The sequence below is a fragment of the Pseudenhygromyxa sp. WMMC2535 genome, assembly GCF_011083025.2.
On the sequence record NZ_JABJWV010000001.1, the window covers coordinates 6,115,082 to 6,130,977 of the forward strand.

16 protein-coding genes are annotated in these 15,896 nt (G+C 69.6%); 7 read left to right on the plus strand and 9 right to left on the minus strand.

What is annotated here, in order from left to right; translation table 11 throughout:
• Nucleotides 1-103: 103 nt before the first annotated feature.
• The gene (locus G6O69_RS23660) at nt 104-1,162 is read right to left on the minus strand and encodes a hypothetical protein (RefSeq protein WP_172305782.1); all 1,059 of its coding nucleotides are present in this window, start codon (nt 1,160-1,162) and stop codon (nt 104-106) included.
• A 167-nt stretch (nt 1,163-1,329) separates the two neighbouring features.
• Here G6O69_RS23660 and G6O69_RS23665 point away from each other — a divergent pair, with 167 nt between their 5' ends.
• Nucleotides 1,330-2,907: a right-handed parallel beta-helix repeat-containing protein gene (locus G6O69_RS23665; protein ID WP_172305783.1), complete on the plus strand. Its 1,578-nt coding sequence runs from the start codon at nt 1,330-1,332 to the stop codon at nt 2,905-2,907.
• A gap of 92 nt (nt 2,908-2,999) precedes the next feature.
• On the opposite strand, the gene G6O69_RS23670 is transcribed toward G6O69_RS23665, so the two are convergent.
• Nucleotides 3,000-3,182: a hypothetical protein gene (locus G6O69_RS23670; RefSeq protein WP_176397044.1), complete on the minus strand. Its 183-nt coding sequence runs from the start codon at nt 3,180-3,182 to the stop codon at nt 3,000-3,002.
• 320 nt (nt 3,183-3,502) lie between these two features.
• Nucleotides 3,503-5,089, minus strand: coding sequence for a D-alanyl-D-alanine carboxypeptidase/D-alanyl-D-alanine-endopeptidase (gene dacB / locus G6O69_RS23675; protein WP_172305785.1), 1,587 nt, complete (start codon nt 5,087-5,089; stop codon nt 3,503-3,505).
• Nucleotides 5,090-5,152: 63 nt separating this feature from the next.
• Here dacB and G6O69_RS23680 point away from each other — a divergent pair, with 63 nt between their 5' ends.
• Nucleotides 5,153-5,305 (plus strand): hypothetical protein, encoded by a 153-nt coding sequence (locus G6O69_RS23680; RefSeq protein WP_176396660.1) that lies wholly within the window; start codon nt 5,153-5,155, stop codon nt 5,303-5,305.
• On the opposite strand, the gene G6O69_RS23685 is transcribed toward G6O69_RS23680, so the two are convergent.
• On the minus strand, nt 5,302-5,859 hold the full coding sequence (locus G6O69_RS23685) for an SRPBCC family protein (protein ID WP_172305786.1): 558 nt from the start codon (nt 5,857-5,859) through the stop codon (nt 5,302-5,304). The two genes, G6O69_RS23680 and G6O69_RS23685, sit on opposite strands and share 4 nt — an antisense overlap.
• Nucleotides 5,860-6,170: 311 nt before the next feature.
• On the opposite strand from G6O69_RS23685, the gene G6O69_RS23690 reads away from it, so the two are divergent.
• The 5 genes from G6O69_RS23690 (at nt 6,171) to G6O69_RS23710 (ending at nt 12,098) form a co-directional block, all read left to right on the plus strand.
• Nucleotides 6,171-8,504, plus strand: coding sequence for a hypothetical protein (locus tag G6O69_RS23690; RefSeq protein ID WP_172305787.1), 2,334 nt, complete (start codon nt 6,171-6,173; stop codon nt 8,502-8,504).
• Nucleotides 8,501-9,283 carry a hypothetical protein gene (locus G6O69_RS23695; RefSeq protein WP_172305788.1) on the plus strand — a complete coding sequence of 261 codons (783 nt, stop codon included), beginning with the start codon at nt 8,501-8,503 and terminating at the stop codon, nt 9,281-9,283. The genes G6O69_RS23690 and G6O69_RS23695 overlap by 4 nt, the downstream gene beginning before the upstream one ends.
• Complete coding sequence (locus G6O69_RS23700; protein ID WP_172305789.1) at nt 9,280-10,299, plus strand: HTTM domain-containing protein; 1,020 nt, start codon at nt 9,280-9,282, stop codon at nt 10,297-10,299. The genes G6O69_RS23695 and G6O69_RS23700 overlap by 4 nt, the downstream gene beginning before the upstream one ends.
• Before the next feature lie 12 nt (nt 10,300-10,311).
• Complete coding sequence (locus G6O69_RS23705; protein WP_172305790.1) at nt 10,312-10,860, plus strand: DUF1697 domain-containing protein; 549 nt, start codon at nt 10,312-10,314, stop codon at nt 10,858-10,860.
• Nucleotides 10,861-11,300: 440 nt separating this feature from the next.
• Entirely contained in the window at nt 11,301-12,098 is a 798-nt protein-coding gene (locus tag G6O69_RS23710; protein WP_172305791.1) for a hypothetical protein, read from the plus strand.
• A 7-nt stretch (nt 12,099-12,105) separates the two neighbouring features.
• Here G6O69_RS23710 and hypB read toward each other — a convergent pair whose 3' ends face one another.
• The 5 genes from hypB to G6O69_RS23735 are packed head-to-tail and all read right to left on the minus strand — an operon-like array spanning nt 12,106 to nt 15,886.
• A complete protein-coding gene (gene hypB / locus G6O69_RS23715; RefSeq protein WP_172305792.1) occupies nt 12,106-13,005 on the minus strand; it encodes a hydrogenase nickel incorporation protein HypB in 900 nt (299 codons plus the stop codon).
• Between the two features lies 1 nt (nt 13,006).
• Entirely contained in the window at nt 13,007-13,339 is a 333-nt protein-coding gene (locus tag G6O69_RS23720) for a hydrogenase maturation nickel metallochaperone HypA (RefSeq protein WP_172305793.1), read from the minus strand.
• The gene (gene hypE, locus G6O69_RS23725) at nt 13,339-14,421 is read right to left on the minus strand and encodes a hydrogenase expression/formation protein HypE (protein WP_172305794.1); all 1,083 of its coding nucleotides are present in this window, start codon (nt 14,419-14,421) and stop codon (nt 13,339-13,341) included. The genes G6O69_RS23720 and hypE overlap by 1 nt, the downstream gene beginning before the upstream one ends.
• On the minus strand, nt 14,421-15,566 hold the full coding sequence (gene hypD, locus G6O69_RS23730) for a hydrogenase formation protein HypD (protein WP_172305795.1): 1,146 nt from the start codon (nt 15,564-15,566) through the stop codon (nt 14,421-14,423). The genes hypE and hypD overlap by 1 nt, the downstream gene beginning before the upstream one ends.
• A complete protein-coding gene (locus G6O69_RS23735) occupies nt 15,563-15,886 on the minus strand; it encodes a HypC/HybG/HupF family hydrogenase formation chaperone (protein ID WP_172305796.1) in 324 nt (107 codons plus the stop codon). The genes hypD and G6O69_RS23735 overlap by 4 nt, the downstream gene beginning before the upstream one ends.
• Between the last annotated feature and the right edge of the window lie 10 nt (nt 15,887-15,896).

A 15,896-nucleotide genomic window follows, 5' to 3' on the forward strand; every position in this document is an offset into this window, starting at 1 on the left:
AGGTGTCAGTCGAACGCGTGGCCGGGCAGTTTGGGGCCCCCATCCACGGTTGGGGTCCCCAAACTGCCCGGCTTGGTCGGGTGCTGCCCTCGCGGCGGGGTCGCTATTTTGCTGCGAGGCGTACCCGCAGATCGGCGAACTTGGCGTGCATCCGCGCCGGCGAGCGCAGGCGTCCGAGGATGGGCTGGGCGGCGTCGATGGCCCGCGCCGCGAGCTCGACTCGACCCCGGGCGAGCGCGACCGTGGCGTGGGTCTGGAGGATGATCGTCGCGTAGTAGTACATCTCGCGCTCACAGGCGCGCTCGTGCAGGGTCCACAGTCGATCGAGGTGTGCGTCGCAGCGTGGGGCCGTGGGCCCACGCGAGAGCACGACCAGCGCGCGCCCGTACTCGCAGGCCGTTGTGAGACGAAGCTCGCCGAGGTCGAGGCGCTCGAGCAGGGCCCAGGCCTCGTCGCCACGCTCGAGGCGCGCGAGCAGGAGGACCTCGAGGACCTGGTCGTACTCGCCCAGCTCGACCCCGCGGGCGCGCATGCCCTCGAGCTCGGCGAGACCTTCTTCGTGGCGTCCGAGAGCCGTGAGCGCGATCGCGGCGAGTGGAGCCAGGAGTTTGGCCGCATTGTTCGTTTGGCTGTCGACCTCGACCTCGCGATAGTGGGCGACGGCAGCGAGCGCGTCCTCGAAGCGTCGAGCGTCGACGAGCGCGCAGGTGTAGGCGTGGTTGATGCACGTGAAGCACTGCGCGCTGGGCTCGAGCTTGGCGAGGGCCTCCTCGGCCACGGCGACGCGCTCGTTGGCGTAGCCGGCCTCGTCGACGGTGTGGTAGCAGGACATGAGCAGATCGACGGCACACACGGCGAAGGGGTTGTTCGCCGTCTGTGGTCTATGGGCGAACTCCAGCAGCGCGATGGCGTCCGCCAACGCGCTGAGGCCCTCGCTACGCTTGAAGATCCGCGACTTCATGTGGCTGACGCGGAGGCCGAGCTCGAGCTCGAACTCGCCGTGCTCGTGGGCGTCCTGGATCAGGCCTGGGGCGCAGGCGTCGGCGCGCTCGAAGAAGGCATCGCTGATATCGTCGTGGAACTGCAGGAGGCGGGCGCGGAAGCCCGGCAGCACCTCGTCGAGCGACCTGACCCGCGTCCAATACCAGTCGTAGTTGGCCATGTGCGTCCGAGGATACATGGGTCTGCCCCGGCGCTCGGCGATCGAGATGGTTTGCGGGAAGCCGCCCTTGGGGTCGGGGGGGGGGCGCTTTTTTGCGCCTGTCATGGTGTGCCCTGCGACACGCCCTGGGCCCCGGCTCGCGCGCGCTTCCTGGTAGGAGTCGCGCCATGACCATGACCATGAGCATGAAGGGAGAGGGTGTGCGCCGGCGAGCTCCTGCGCTGGCTGTCGTGTCGCTGGCGACGTGGAGTCTGGCGGCCTGCAGCCCGGGCTCGGAGGACGAGGGGGCCGATGAGAATAGCGGTGAGGCGATCGGCTTCGAGGTCCCCGACTTCAACCCCGGCGCCGACGAGGTGAGCGGGACGGTCTGGCACGTGGCGGTTGCGGGGGACGACGCTGCTGGCGACGGCAGCGAGGCGAGCCCCTGGGCGAGCGTGTCCCGGGCCCTCGAGGCGGTCGCGCCTGGCGACGGCGTGGCGATTCATGTTGGAACCTACAGCGAGCGGGTGGCGATCACCGTGTCGGGAGAGGCGGAGCGCTACATCTCGATCTACGCCGCGGGCGACGGCGAGGTGGTCTTCGACGGCGCGGGCGTGGACCTCGACGAGGGCGAGGTCGGCCAGTGGGTGCGCGGGCTCGTCCACGTGCACGACGCGGGCTACGTGCGGATCTCGGGCCTGCGGATCATCCACTCGAGCGACAACGCCATCGCCGCGAGCTTGGCTCACCACGTGGTCATCGAGGGCTGCGAGACCTACGACAGCGTGTCTTCGGGCCTGGGGATCTGGTCGTCCTCGGACATCACCGCCGAGGACAACGCGATCGAGCTGGCCTGCAACGACGGCGGCCAGGAGTGCATCAGCGTGGCGGGCAGCTCGCTGCGCGTCGCCCTCGTCGGCAACGAGGTCTTCAACGGCGGCCCCGGCTCCCAGGGCGGTGAGGGCATCGACATCAAGGGCGGGGGCGAGACGAGCACGGCCGAGAGCGGCCTGCCCCAGGGGCCGCGCGAGGTCTACGTGGTCGGCAACCGCGTCCACGACATCAACCGCGGCTGCCTCTACGCCGACGCCTGGGACGCGGACGTGGGCCCAGTGGTGTTCGCCAACAACGAGGTCTACGACTGTGACGGCGCGGGCATGGCCGCCGCGGGGGAGTCGGGCGGCCACCTCCACGACGTGGTGTTCGCCAACAACCTCGTCTACCGCAGCCTCGATCGCCCCGAGGGCTTCGGCAGCTCGGGCGTGGTCTTCGCCTACAACTGGGGCAGCGCGACGGCGACCTTGTCGCGCATCGCCGCCGTTCACAACACCTTCTACAACATGCGCTGGGCTTGCGGCCGCCTCGACGCGGACGCGCTCGTCGCCGACGCGACCGCGCAGCTGGTGTTCGAGGACAACCTCTGTGTCAACGCGGACGGCCCGGTGTTCGCCTCCGACGACAACGACAACGAGGACCTGGCCCTGACCAGCTTCGATCGCCTGGGCCACAACCTGCTGTGGTTCATCGATCCCGAGGACGCGACCGGCTACTACGCTGGGGAGGTCTTCGTGGGTCCGGACTCGGTGGTCGCGGACCCGGCGTTTTTGGGGGCGCTCGCGGGCACGTTGGACGCCGAGAGCTTTCAGCTCGGCGCGAGCTCGCCGGCAGCTGGCGCGGGCGTGACCGCAGCCGAGGCCCCCGCGCTCGACTTCGCCGGGGTCACGCGGGCGGACCCGCCGAGCATCGGGGCCTTCGAAGCGCAGTAGCCCGCCGAAGGGGCGGGCTACTCGGGCGGCTGGCAAGTTGTCGGAGAGGTCAGCGGTCCGCGGGGACCTCTCCGACAGCCTGCGAGCGGTGCTCAGCCTTCGATGGCCGAGCGGCGCATGTCGGTGAGGGTTCGAAAGCCCATGGAGCGCCGGGCCAGGAGGGGCTTTCCGCTCTCGTCCGTGTCGGAGAGGGTGCGGAGGCGCTTGGTGCGCTCACGAGTCTCGCGGCGCTCGGCCTTGCGGCGGCTGGCGATGCGGTGAGGCAAGGAGCGCACCATCGGGAGTAGCCAGCCATGGACGAGCTTTGACAGTTGTGCGCTTTGAGCAGGCATGTTTTGAATGGAATGCAAACCATGATCCAAGCTTACGTAATTCTCATTATCCAAGGATATGTGGGTAGGGCCCCACTGGCGACTCGAGATGCCTGGCGTAAGGCCGGACACTGGCGTCGCCTCTGGCCCAGAGGGGCGACTGCTGTCGCCACTGATCCATCAGTCGGACAATGACCTTTGGATCAGGACGTATTCTGGAGTACTCGCGAAGAGGGCGCGCGCGGCTCGGGTGCGAGCACCAGCGCAGCTTCAGGAGTTTCCGGCTAGTCCCGAGCGCGCCGGGCCACGGCCTCGGCGGCGACGAGCTCGGCGACCGCGTCCTGGACCGCGCGGGCCTGGCCACGGTCGCGGCGCTCGAGGCCGTTCATCAAGATCGAGAAGGCCAGGGGCGCCGCGCTGCCTTCGCTGCCGGCGTAGCCCGAGAGCGCCGAGACGTCGTCGAGGGTGCCGGTCTTGACCCGGATCCAGCCGGAGGCCGCGCTGTCGTGCAGGCGCGAGCGGGTGGTGCCGTCGCGGCCCATGATCGCCAAGGAGGCGAGGTAGTCGCTGCGGATGCGGAAGTCGGCGTAGACGGCCGCGAGCAGCTGGGTCATGGCGTGGGCGCTGACCAGGTTGTTGGCGTAGAGTCCCGAGCCGTTGCCGATCACCAGTCCGCGCTGGTCCATGCCGATCTCGCGGCTATAGGCGCGCAGGACCTCGAGGGCGGCCTCGGCCGTGGCGCCCTCGCCCGGGGCCAAGGTCCGCAGGATCTGCTCGGCCATGAAGTTGTTCGACCACTTGTTGACCGCGCGGCACAGCTCCGACAGGGTCTCGGAGCGCGAGGTCGCTAGCAGGCGGGCGTCCTGGGGGACCTCGCCGGTGGTCGGGGTGGTCTTGCGCAGCTTGATGCCGCGCTCCTCGAGGGCGAGGGCGAGGACGCTGGCGGCGTAGCGCGAGGGGTCGCTGACCGGGTAGCGGTAGCTGCCCCGGGGCGCGTCGACGCCGATCTCACCGTGGAAGGTGATCGTGGTCTTGCCGCGCTTGTCGGCGCTGCTGACCCACAGCTTGTTGCGGCCGCCGGCGACGGTCTGGGCCTCGCTCGCGATCACGATGTCGTCCACGGGCGGCTCGACCACGAAGCGCAGGGCGCCGCCCACGGCCTCGCCGGGGGCCGCGTGAACCTCGAAGGTGTTGTAGTTGACGGACATCGCCCCGCCCGGGGCGCGGTAGGACGCGAACTCGGTCTTTTGGTCGAAGCCCGGGGGCAGGCCGTCTCGGTCGAAGCGGCCGGCGTCGACGATGATCGGCCCTTGGATCTTGCGGATGCCCAGGCCGCGCAGCTCGCCTGCGAGCTCGTAGAGCTCCCCGGTGACCAGCGAAGGGTCGCCCCCGCCCTGGAGATAGAGCGGGCCCTGGATCGCGCCGTCGTCGATGGTCGCGTCGGTCCACAGCCGGGTGGCGTAGCGGTGCTCGGGGCCGAGCTCGCTCAGGGCCGCGGCGGTGGTCAGCAGCTTGGCGTTGCTCGCCGGGTTGAGGGCCAGATCCGGGTTGCGGGCGTAGAGGGTCTCGCCGCGCTCGAGGTCGAGGACGACCAGGCCGATGCGGGCGCCGGCGCTCTCGGGCGCAGGCTCGAGGGCGAAGAGCCCGGCCTCGGCCAGGACGGCGTCGATCTTCCCCGCGAAGCTCGCGGGCGCCTCGGGCTTGGCGTCCGCGGGCGGCGGCTCGCGCAGCGCGGGCGCGCTCGGCGGGCTGGCCTTGGCCGTGCCCTCGTCGGCGCGGGGATCGAGGGCGTAGGTGGCGAGGCCCGAGAGCAGGGCGATGGCCCCGAGCAGGAGCGGGGCGCGGCGAGGCGAGAGCAGGCGTGGAGCCACGGGCCGAGCCTAGCCGCTGAACCTTTGTCCGCCCAAGTTTTTGCGCCTGGCTAGGAGCCCGTGGTGGAACCCAGCGCGGCTCCTGGCGCCGGGATTTTCGTCGAGGGCGCGAAGCCAAAACGCCGCTGTACCGGGCGTACTGCAAGTTTTGGCGACAAAGCCTTCGGCGAAAAGACCAAGCCAGGTGTCGTGTTGGGTTTCACCACGGGCTCCTAGCTCTTGGTCTCGACGAGCTGGGCGAGCTCGTCGAGGCCCGCCTCGAAGTCGGCGCCGATCATCGCGTCCATGTCGAGGAAGACGAGCATGACCTTGGTGCCAAAGTCGGCGTCCTGGTCGAGGCTCCAGGTGAGCTCGATGCGCGCGTCGTCGAGGGCCTCGGCGCGCAAGGTGCTGCGGGCGACGCTCGGCCACGGCTCGATGAACTCGAGCTGGTGCACGGCCTCGAACTCGGTGGGCGACTCGGACAAGGAGAGCAGCTCCATGCGCCCCGAGCCGACGTTCTCGTCGCCGCTCCACGTGTACCAGGCGCCCACGCCGGCCGGCGGATCGGAGAACTCGACGTGCTGGTCGGGATCGAGGGCGGTCCAGGGGATCCAGGTGGTGAAGCGGGTGTAGTCGCTGGCGAAGGGCGCGACGGCGGCCGGCGTGGCCTGCACGACCCGGCTGCGCTCGACGTGGATGGTGTCGGGCTTGGTCGCGGCGATGCCGAGGACGACGACGATCGCCAGCGCGACGGCGGCGAGCAGGCCAATGGCGATCTTCTTGACCATGGGTGATCGAAGTACACGAGGGCAGGGGATGACGTCTAGGAGCCCGTGGTGAAGCCCAACACGACACCTCGCTTGCTCTTTTCGCCGAGGGCGTTGTCGCCAAAACTTGCAGTACGCCCGGTACAGCGGCGTTTTGGCTTCTCGCCCTCGACGAAAATCCCAGCGCGAGGAGCCGCGCTGGGTTTCACCACGGGCTCCTGGCGGGAGACGCGCTTTTTGTCCCAGGGGCAGGTGAGCGCCGAGCCGGGCGCCGCCGCAACCGGGCGCGATGGCGAGCGATGGCGAGGCCCCGCGGTGCTACCCTGAGCGCGATGTCGTCGTTCAAGAGGGTGTTGGCGCTTGGGATCCTGACGCTCGCCTGGCCGAGCGTGTCCGAGGCCGCCGAGCCGCCCTCTTTGGCGCGCGCGAGCGAGCAGGCGGGGATCGCCGAGGGCGCCCTGGACTATGGCGAGCTCCGATCGTCGAGCCTGGGCGGGCCGCCGAGCGCGGTCAGCATCGAGCGTCGCGGGCTGCGGCTGCACGGCCTGCGCGTGCGCGGGGGCTTCGAGACGGCGCGGGTCGACGGGCTCGGGCAGGCGCGGGTGCTGGCCTCGCGCTACCCCGAGGCCGCGCCGCAGCTGCGCCCGGACCAGGCCCGGCTGAGCCTCGACGACGCGCGCCGGCTGCTGTGGCCGCAGCTGCGCGCCGACCAGCGCGACGCGGCGACGCGACGCTCGAGCGCCGACGGCCTCGACGAGCTGCCCGGCGAGCTCGTCTACCTGCTGGTCCTCGGTCGCCCGCTGCTGGCCTGGGAGATCGAGACCCCCATGGGCCTGGGCAGCCGCGAGGATCCGACGCCCAGCCGCCAGCGCGTGTGGATCAGCGCCGCGACCGGGCGGGTGCTCGAGGCCGAGGAGCTGGTGTTCGCGGCCAACCAGGCCGAGGTGTTCGAGTTCAACCCGCAGCACACGCCCGATCCGATCACCGTCACGCTGACCAACCTCGACCCCGAGCCGACGCACTGGGAGGAGGGCGCGAGCTTCGACGCGACCTACCTCAACGGCACGCGCCTGCGGATGTTCAACTGCATCGACGAGGAGACCGGGTCCTACGCGCCCTGGCGCGGCGACGACGAGTGCTACCCCACGCAGGTGGTCTCGGCCGACGCCGAGGGCGACTTCTTCGTCGAGCTGCCCAACGTCACGGTGCTCGCCGACAACATCGACCCCAGGGATCCCTACGCCGAGCTGTCGATGTACTACCACGCCGAGAAATTCTTCTCGGAGCTCGAGGCGCGCGGGGTCGAGGGCTTCCCCTGCGAGCTGTCGAACATGGTCGCCAACTTCCACTGGCTCGAGCCCGCGCCCGGCTACCCCGAGCTCGACTTTGGGCCCTACAACAACGCCTACTACTCGGGGCAGTGCGACATCACCAAGGGCCCGACGATGCTCTTTGGTCAGGGCGCGGCCGTGGACTTCGGCTTCGACGGCGACGTGGTCTACCACGAGCTCGGCCACGGGATCGTGGGCCTGCTGACCCCCGACGGCCTGACCACCTACACCCGCCGCGAGGACGCGTTCTTGCGCGACGCCCGGGCGATCAACGAGGCGATCGCCGACTACCACACGCTGATGATCACCGAGCGCCCGGAGATGGCCGAGTACGTCGGCTTCTACTGGCCGGCCCTCGGGCGCGGGTGGATCCGCAACTCCGACAACGACCAGATCTGCCCGCGCGACATGGCCGGCCAGGAGCACAACGACAGCGAGCCGCTCTCGGCGGCGCTGTGGGCCGCGCGTCGCCGCGTGGGCGCGAAGTTCGACTACATCGTGCTCGACGCCCTGCCGATGCTCGGGAACGACGCGAGCATGGAGCAGATCTCGGCGGCGATGCTCGAGCTCGCCGCGGCCGAGCGCGACGCCGGGGCGTGGACCGCCGACGAGTACGGCCAGCTCGAGCGCGCGCTCGAGGCCCGCGGGTTGGTCGACTGCCCGCGGGTCACCGACACCAGCGATCTCGAGGACCTCGACGATCCGCCCTACCTCTACCTGGCCAACGCCGGCAACTCGGTCTCGCCGTGGTGGCCGGGGCCGATGCAGTACCGCCACGTGGTCCCGGACGGCTCGGACAACCTGACGATCACCTTTCAGATCTCGGCCAAGGGCAACTCCGCCGGCCAGCCGGTGAGCACGGACCTCGACCCGCAGCTGCTGGTCAAGCGCAGCAGCATGTCCGCCGACGCGGCGATCACCTTCGACTATCAGCTGACCAGCCAGGGCTGGTCGACGGGCGAGGGCGAGGACACCAACGAGGACGTCGACGAGGTCACCCTGGTCAGCGGCGACTGGGACGTGATCTACGAGCCCACCTGGGTGTCCGACGACCGCCGGCAGATCGTGATCCGCGGCCTCGAGCCCGGCGAGGTCCTGCACCTGAGCTTCGTCAACCCCGAGCGCAGCATCGCCGTGGTCCGTGAGATCTACTTCTCGAGCGTGCCCAGCGAGCAGCTCGACCTCGGCTCCGACAACGATCTCGACCCCGCGGTCGAGGATGACGGCAGCTCCTGCGCTTGCAGCTCGGACCCCGGCAGGGGATATGATGCCGGCCTGGCGTTCGGCCTGTTGCTCCTGGTGGGGCTCGGCCGGCGCCGCGTCGGGGCCCGGTGAGCACGCCAGAGCAAGATCACAGCGAGACCGAAGCCGAAGCCGAAGCCGAAGCGGACGCCAAAGCCGACGCGTCGGGCGATGGCGCGCCGGCGCTGCGCAGCTGGCAGCACCTGGCGCGGATCCAGGTCGCGGCGGCGCGCTGGTGGGCCGGACAGGTCGCCCTGCGCCGGGTCATCAATCTGATGTTCGCCGGGCTGCTCATGGCCGTGATGGTGTTCTCCACGATCCACACCGACGCGCTGCCCGAGTCCATGAAGCCCAAGCGCGAGCAGCTCGGCGGATACATGCACACGCTCTCGCTGAGCCAGCGCTGGCAGATGTACGCCCCCGACCCCACCCGCGGCCACGCCTACCCGGAGCTCATCGCCTACGACGCCCAGGGCAACGCGCGGGTGCTGCCCGAGAGCCGCCTGGTCGAGGAGGGCTGGGGGACCTGGTGGGCCTGGGAGCGCAACCGTCGGCAGCTGTGGGAGCACATCATCGTCCGCAAGATCGACAAGGTTAACCGCCACCGGATCTGGTACCTGCGCGGGCTGTGCATGCGCGAGGCTCGGCTCGGCCACGCCGTCGAGCGCGTCGAGCTGCGCCGGGTCTATCGCCGGGTGCGGCCGCCGGAGAAGGTCCTGAAGGGCGACGCGCTGCTCGGCCCGCCCAAGATCCGCAAGGGTCGTGACACCAGCTGCAAGGTGAAGATCATCCGCGAGATGATCGCCGCGGACCCCATGGGCGCGGGCGCGGCCCTGGCGGCTGCGCAGGCAGCAGAGGAGGCCGGGCAGTGAGCGGGCAGGACCATGGCTTCGGCCCGTGGGGCTTCGGCCCGTGGCTGCGGGCGGCGCTGGGGCGGCTCAACGGCGGCGAGGAAGATCCGCTCGCCCTCGGCGTGGTCCGAGCCGTGGTCGCGGGGGTGCTCTGTCTGTCGGCCCTGCTCCACCTCGGCGCCGTCGGCGAGTACTTCTCGGACCTCTCGATGATCAACGGCCGCTTCGCGGAGATCGCCTTCCCGGGCCGCTGGTCGCTGTTCTTCACGGTCCGCGACCCCACGGCGGTGCGCGCGATCTGGGCGGTGGGCGTGCTCGCCCTGGCGATGTGGACGCTGGGCCTGTTCACGCGGGTCAGCAGCATCGTCGGCATGGTGGTCTGGATCAGCCTCAACGGCCGCAACCCGCTGCTCTTCGCCTTCCCCGATCAGCTCGCGCTGATGCTTGGCTTCCTCGTCGCGCTGATGCCCGCGGGCCGCGGCTTCTCTCTGGACGCGCGCTGGCGCGGCCTGGGCGGCCCGGTGCCGGTGTGGTGCCGCCGCGTGATTCAGCTTCAGCTCGCCATCCTCTACACCGCCTCGGGCCTCGAGAAGACCGGCGAGACCTGGCACGAGGACGGCACGGCCATCTACTACACGGTCCTCAACCCCTATAACCGCCACTTCCTGTGGGGCTCGCTCGCGGCCCGGCTGCAGCCGTGGCTGTTCAAGCCCGCGACCTTCGTGGTGCTCTACTGGGAGACCTGGTTTTGGCTCTTCTTGGTCTACCACTGGGTCTTCGAGGCCGTGGGTCGGCGGCTGCCGGCCTGGGGAGCGCGGCGCCGCGCGGGCGAGCCGGGCTGGAGGCTGCCGGATCTCCGCTGGCCGATGCTGGGCTTCGGCGCGCTGATGCACCTGGGGATTCAGGCGGCGGTCTACGTCATGTACTTCTCGCCGCTGACGGTCGCGGCCTACACCTGCTTTTTCACCAGCGAGGACCTGCGGGCAGCGGTCGCGCGCGTGCGCGGATGGCTGTCCCGAAGGACCGCGCGCGCATAGAGAATCACCGAGATGGCTGCATCCAAGGTACACGTGGCGTTGTTGCGGGGGATCAACGTGGGCGGCAAGCACAAGCTGCCCATGAAGACCCTCGCGCGGATCTTCGCGGACCAGGGCGCCGAGGACGTGAAGACCTACATCCAAAGCGGCAACGTGGTCTATCGGGCCAGCGCCGCCGCGGCCAAGGGCATGGCGACCGCCGTCGCCGAGGCGATCGCCGACGAGCTTGGCTTCGAGGCCCCCGTGACCACGCGCAGCCTCGACCAGCTGCGCGAGCTGATCGAGAGCAACCCTTTCTCAAAAGAGTCCGACCCCACGCGCCTGCACGTGGCTTTCCTGGCCAAGCGGCCCACCGCCGCGGCCGTGGCCAGCCTCGATCCCGATCGCTCGCCGCCGGACGTCTACGAGGTCGTGGGCAGCGAGATCTACATGCACTGTCCCAAGGGGATGGCGCGGACCAAGCTCAGCTGTGCGTACTTCGACAGCAAGCTGGGGACGGTCTCGACCATGCGAAACTGGCGGACGACCACCAAGCTGCTCGAGCTCGCCGCGGCGCTCTAGTGTGCGTGCCAGAGGACTTGAAGGGCCCCAGGCTTGGAGCACCGGCCGCTGACTTCGTTGCTCGTCAGTCATTTGTGCCCGACAAACTCCCTCCTCGCGCCTCGTCAGCAACCGGCGGTCCGGCGCCTGAGACCCTTCAAGTCCTCTGGCGCGCACACTAGTGCGCTCCGGTCTCGCGTATCGGCGGCCGTGCGAGCGCGCTGCGTGGCCCATGCTGTGGCTGGGTCGCCCATTGACGCTCCCATGGATCGGCGTCATTGGCGCCTCATGAGGTCTTGGGAAAATAGTTTTGGTTGATTTAGCTTCTTGAATGTTTAGTTTCGTATGCTTTATTTTCTCCAGAGCAGGTCAGGCGACGTATGAAGCGTATTTTGGTCCCGGTTGGTTGCTTCCTCATGGGGTGCGTAGAGCCTGCGAGCGTCAGCGGGCCCGTCGAAGACGTGTCGGACGACGCGAACGACGATGAGGGGAATGAGGCGAGCGGCCAGACCGGCACGGGGGAAGGGGAGGCGGGCACGGACACGGAGGTGGACACCGACGAAGGGGCCACCTTCGTGTCCATGCCCGACATGGGGTCGGGCGGCTGCGAGGTGCCTGGCTCCGACGAGTGCGGTCCGGGGATGATGTGCACGCTGATCTACGACTCTGGGTGGATGCTGGCGTGCGTGGAGGAGGTCGAGGATCCCGTGGCGGCTGGGGAGCCGTGCTTCGTGGACACGGTGCCCTATCCCGAGCGCGTGGATCCCTGTGAGTCGGGGTCGACGTGCTGGGACGTGATGGAAGACGGCTGGGGCACCTGCCTGGCCTTTTGTGGTGACGGTGACGGTGACTGGGGGGACGAGGAAGATGTCTGCCCCGCGAAGCACGACTGCAACTTCTTCAAGGACCTCAATGGCTTCGGGCTGTGCACGCCGGTCTGCACCCCCCTCGAGGACGACTGCCCCGAGACCTGCGGCTGCTTTTGGACCGGCGACGCGTTTTGGTGCGTGCCCCTGAGCGAGAGCATCCCCACCGGCCAGCCCTGCAGCTACATCAACGACTGCGCTCGGGACAATATCTGCTTGGACGCGGCCTACATCCCGGGCTGCGAGGGCTCCGCGTGCTGTGGGCACTTTTGCGACCTCGACCAGCCCGAGTGCGCCACCGAGGGCACGCAGTGCGTGGCCTTCTTCGACGAGGGCACCGCGCCCCTGGAGATGGAGAACATCGGTATCTGCATCGATCCCGAGGCGGGCTGATCGCAGATTAGGAGCCAGACACGCTAGCCGGCTCCTTGCTCACGGAAGCCTTGGCCGCGCGCAGCCACGCGTACCAGTCGTCGAGGCCCGCGCCGGACTTGGTCGACAGCTCGATGCAGCGCGCCTTCGGGGCGACCGCCGCGACCGAGGCCCTGGCCGCGTCCATGTCGAAGTCGAGGTGAGGCAGCAGATCCATCTTGGTGATCAGCACCAAGTCGGCGGCCTTGAACATGTGCGGGTATTTGAGCGGCTTGTCCTCGCCCTCGGTGATCGAGAACAGCACGACCCGCGCGTGCTCGCCGAGGTCGAAGAGCGCGGGGCAGACCAGGTTGCCGACGTTCTCGATGAAGACCACGGATCCCGAGGGCGGCGAGAGGGCTTCGAGGCCCATCCAGACCATGTCGGCCTCGAGGTGGCAGCCGGTCCCGGTGTTGACCTGGACCACGGGGGTCCCGGTCGCGCGCAGGCGCTCGGCGTCGCGGGCGGTCTCCTGATCCCCCTCGATCACCACGCTGGTCTCGCCCAGCTCCCGCAAGCTCCGCTCGAGCAAGGTGGTCTTGCCCGAGCCCGGGGAGCTCATCACGTTGACGGCCAGGACCTCGCGGCCGGCGAACCACCCGCGGTTGCGCTCGGCGAGGCGGTCGTTCTTCGCGAACACTTTGGCCTCGAGGATCTCGACCTTGCTCGGCCCGTGATGGTGGTCGTGACCATGATGATGATCGTGACCATGATGATGATCGTGATCATGATGATGGTCGTGACCGTGACCGTGACCGTGATCATGAGCATGACCATGGTCGTGGCTGTGCGTGACCACGGAGCCGTCCGTCAGCACGTGGGTGTGCTCGCCCTCGGGGCCGCTGACCGTGACGACGTTGCCTTCGGAGCATCCACAGGTTCCACACATCTCAGTTGACCTCCATGCTGTGAATCAGCAGCTCTTCGCCGGCCTCGATGATCAGCCGGGCCCGGCGCTCGCACGGGCAGATCGCGATGGGCGCGCTCAGGGCCACCTGCTCGTCGCAGGCGACGCAGCGCCCGCGCCCGGGGATCGACTCGATGTTCAAGGTCGCGCCCTCGAGGCAGGTGCCCTCGGCGCAGACGTCGAAGCAAAAGCGCAGGGCCTGGAGCTCGATCCCCGCGAGCTCGCCGATCTTCAAGGTGACGCCGGTGATCGTGCGCCCGCGGGCGCGCTCGGCCACGGTAGCGACGATGTTGCGGGTGATCGAGAGCTCGTGCATCAGCAGATCCGTGGCAGCTGCTCGCCAACGAGCATGTCCAAGATGCGCTCGGCGCCAAAGCCCGTGTCGAGGGTGACCACGCCGGGCGGCTCCGCGCGGCAGCGGGCGATCACGGCGGCGTGGCTGCCGTGGGGGTGGGCGCGCATGATCGCGAGGGCGCGCTCGGCCTGATCGGGGGGGACGGCCGCGACCAGCTTGCCCTCGTTGGCGAGGTGGACCGGGTCCAGGCCGAGGATCTCGCAAAAGCCGTGGACCTCGCGGCGCACCGGCAAGGCGCGCTCGTCGACGACCATGCCGACCTCGCTCGAGAGCGCGAGCTCGTTGAGGCAGGCCGAGAGCCCGCCGCGGGTCACGTCGCGCATGGCGTGGACCTCGACCTCGGCGAGCAGGGCGTCGACGAGGCCGTTGAGGGGCGCGCAGTCGCTGGGGATGTCGGCGTCGAGGGCCAGCTCGCCGCGGGCGGTGAGGATCGCCGCGCCGTGATCCCCGAGGTAGCCGTTGATCAGCACGACGTCGTCGGGGCGCAGCTGCTTGGCGCCGAGCTCGACGCCGGCGGGGATGATGCCGACGCCGGCGGTGGTGATGAAGAGCTTGTCGGCGGCGCCGCGGGGCACGACCTTGGTGTCGCCGGTGACGACGCGGACCCCGGCCTCGGCGCAGGCGGCCGCCATGCTGCGCAGGATCTGGCGCAGCTCGGCGATCGCCAGGCCCTCCTCGAGGATCAGCGCGCAGCTGAGGTAGCGCGGCTTGGCCCCGCTGACCGCGAGATCGTTGACCGTGCCGGTGACGGCCAGGCGCCCGATGTCGCCGCCGGGGAAGCTGATCGGGCTGACCACGTAGCTGTCGGTGGTGAAGGCCAGGCGGTCGCCGGGGCCGGCGAGCTGGTCGAGCTCGAAGCGGGCCTGATCTTCGTCGACCTGCACGCCCTCGCCGAGCTCGCCGACGATCAGGTCGTCGATCAGCTCGCGCATGGCCTTGCCGCCGCCGCCATGGGCCGCGACGACGACCTCGTCGCGGACCCGCCCGGCGCGTCGCCGCCAGCGCTCGATGCGTTGGAAGAGTGGGTGCTCGTGGTCCTTCATCAAAGGGCGCTCTGGGAGCGGCGCAGGGTCGTGAGCCGGCCGTGGTTATAGTAGGCCGCGCAGGCGCCCTCGGACGAGACCATGCACGAGCCGATCGGCGTCTGCGGCGTGCAGGCGGTGCCAAACACCTTGCACTCCCAGGGCTTGAGCTTGCCCTTGAGGACCTCGCCGCACTGGCAGGCCTTGGGATCCGCGATCGACAGCGCGGGCACGGCGAACTTCTGCTCGGCGTCGAAGCTGGCATAGTCCTCGCGCAGGGCCAGGCCCGAGCCGGGGATCGAGCCGAGCCCGCGCCACTCGAAGTGGCTGCGTGGACGAAAGACCTCGGCCATGGCCGCCTGGGCCACGGCGTTGCCCTGGCTGCGGACCAGCCGCGCGTACTGGTTTTCGACCTCGCAGCGGCCCTCGGCGAGCTGGCGGAGGATCATCAGGATCGACTGGAGCACGTCGAGGGGCTCGAAGCCGCTGACCACGAAGGGCTTTTTGTAGCGCTCGCAGATGAACTGGTAGGGCTGGGTGCCGATCACCATGGTCACGTGGCCGGGGCCCACGAAGCCGTCGAGCTCGAGGTCGGGGGCGGCGAGGATCGCCTCGAGGGTGGGGACGATGGTGATGTGATTGCTGAATAGATAGAAGTTGTCGACGCCCTCGGCCCGGGCCTGTTTGATGGTCAGGGCGGTCGAGGGCGCGGTGGTCTCGAAGCCGAGGCCAAAGAACACGACGCTGCGCTCGGGGTTTTGCCGCGCGATGGCGAGGGCGTCGACGGGGGAGTAGACCGTGCGCACGTCGGCGCCCTGGGCCTTGGCCTGGAGCAGGCTGCGCGTCGAGCCGGGCACGCGCAGGGCGTCGCCGAAGGTCGTGAAGATCACTCCGGGCTGGCTGGCGATGTGGATCGCGTCGTCGACTCGGCCCACGGGCAGCACGCAGACCGGGCAGCCCGGGCCGTGGACGAGCTCGATGCTCGGCGGCAGCAGCTCGTCGAGGCCGAACTTGAAGATCGCGTGGGTGTGGCCGCCGCAGACCTCCATGAGCTTGAGCGGGCGGGCGTCGCCGCGGCCCGCGGCGAGTTCCTCGGCGAGCACCGAGATCTGCTCGACGAGCCGGCGGCCGAGGGCGGGGTCGCGGAATTCGTCGATGTACTTCATGAGTCGGAGCGGCCGGGGAAGCGATCGCTGGGCGGGCGCTGGGCCCCGGCCTGGGCGCGCATGGCCTCGAGCTCGGCCTGGACCTCGCCCAGCTCCTCGAGCAGCGCGAGGGTGCGCTGGGCCTCTTCGACGTCGACCCGGCTCATCGCGAAGCCGACGTGGACGAGGACCCAGTCGCCCACGCAGCTGGCGATGGGGTGGTCGTCGTCGACGACGCAGGCGAGGTTCGTGACCCGGCGGACGCCGCCGATCTCGACGACGCCGAGCTTCTTTTCGGCGTCCTCGATGGCGACCACCTGACCTGGAATTCCCAAACACATGACGTCGTCG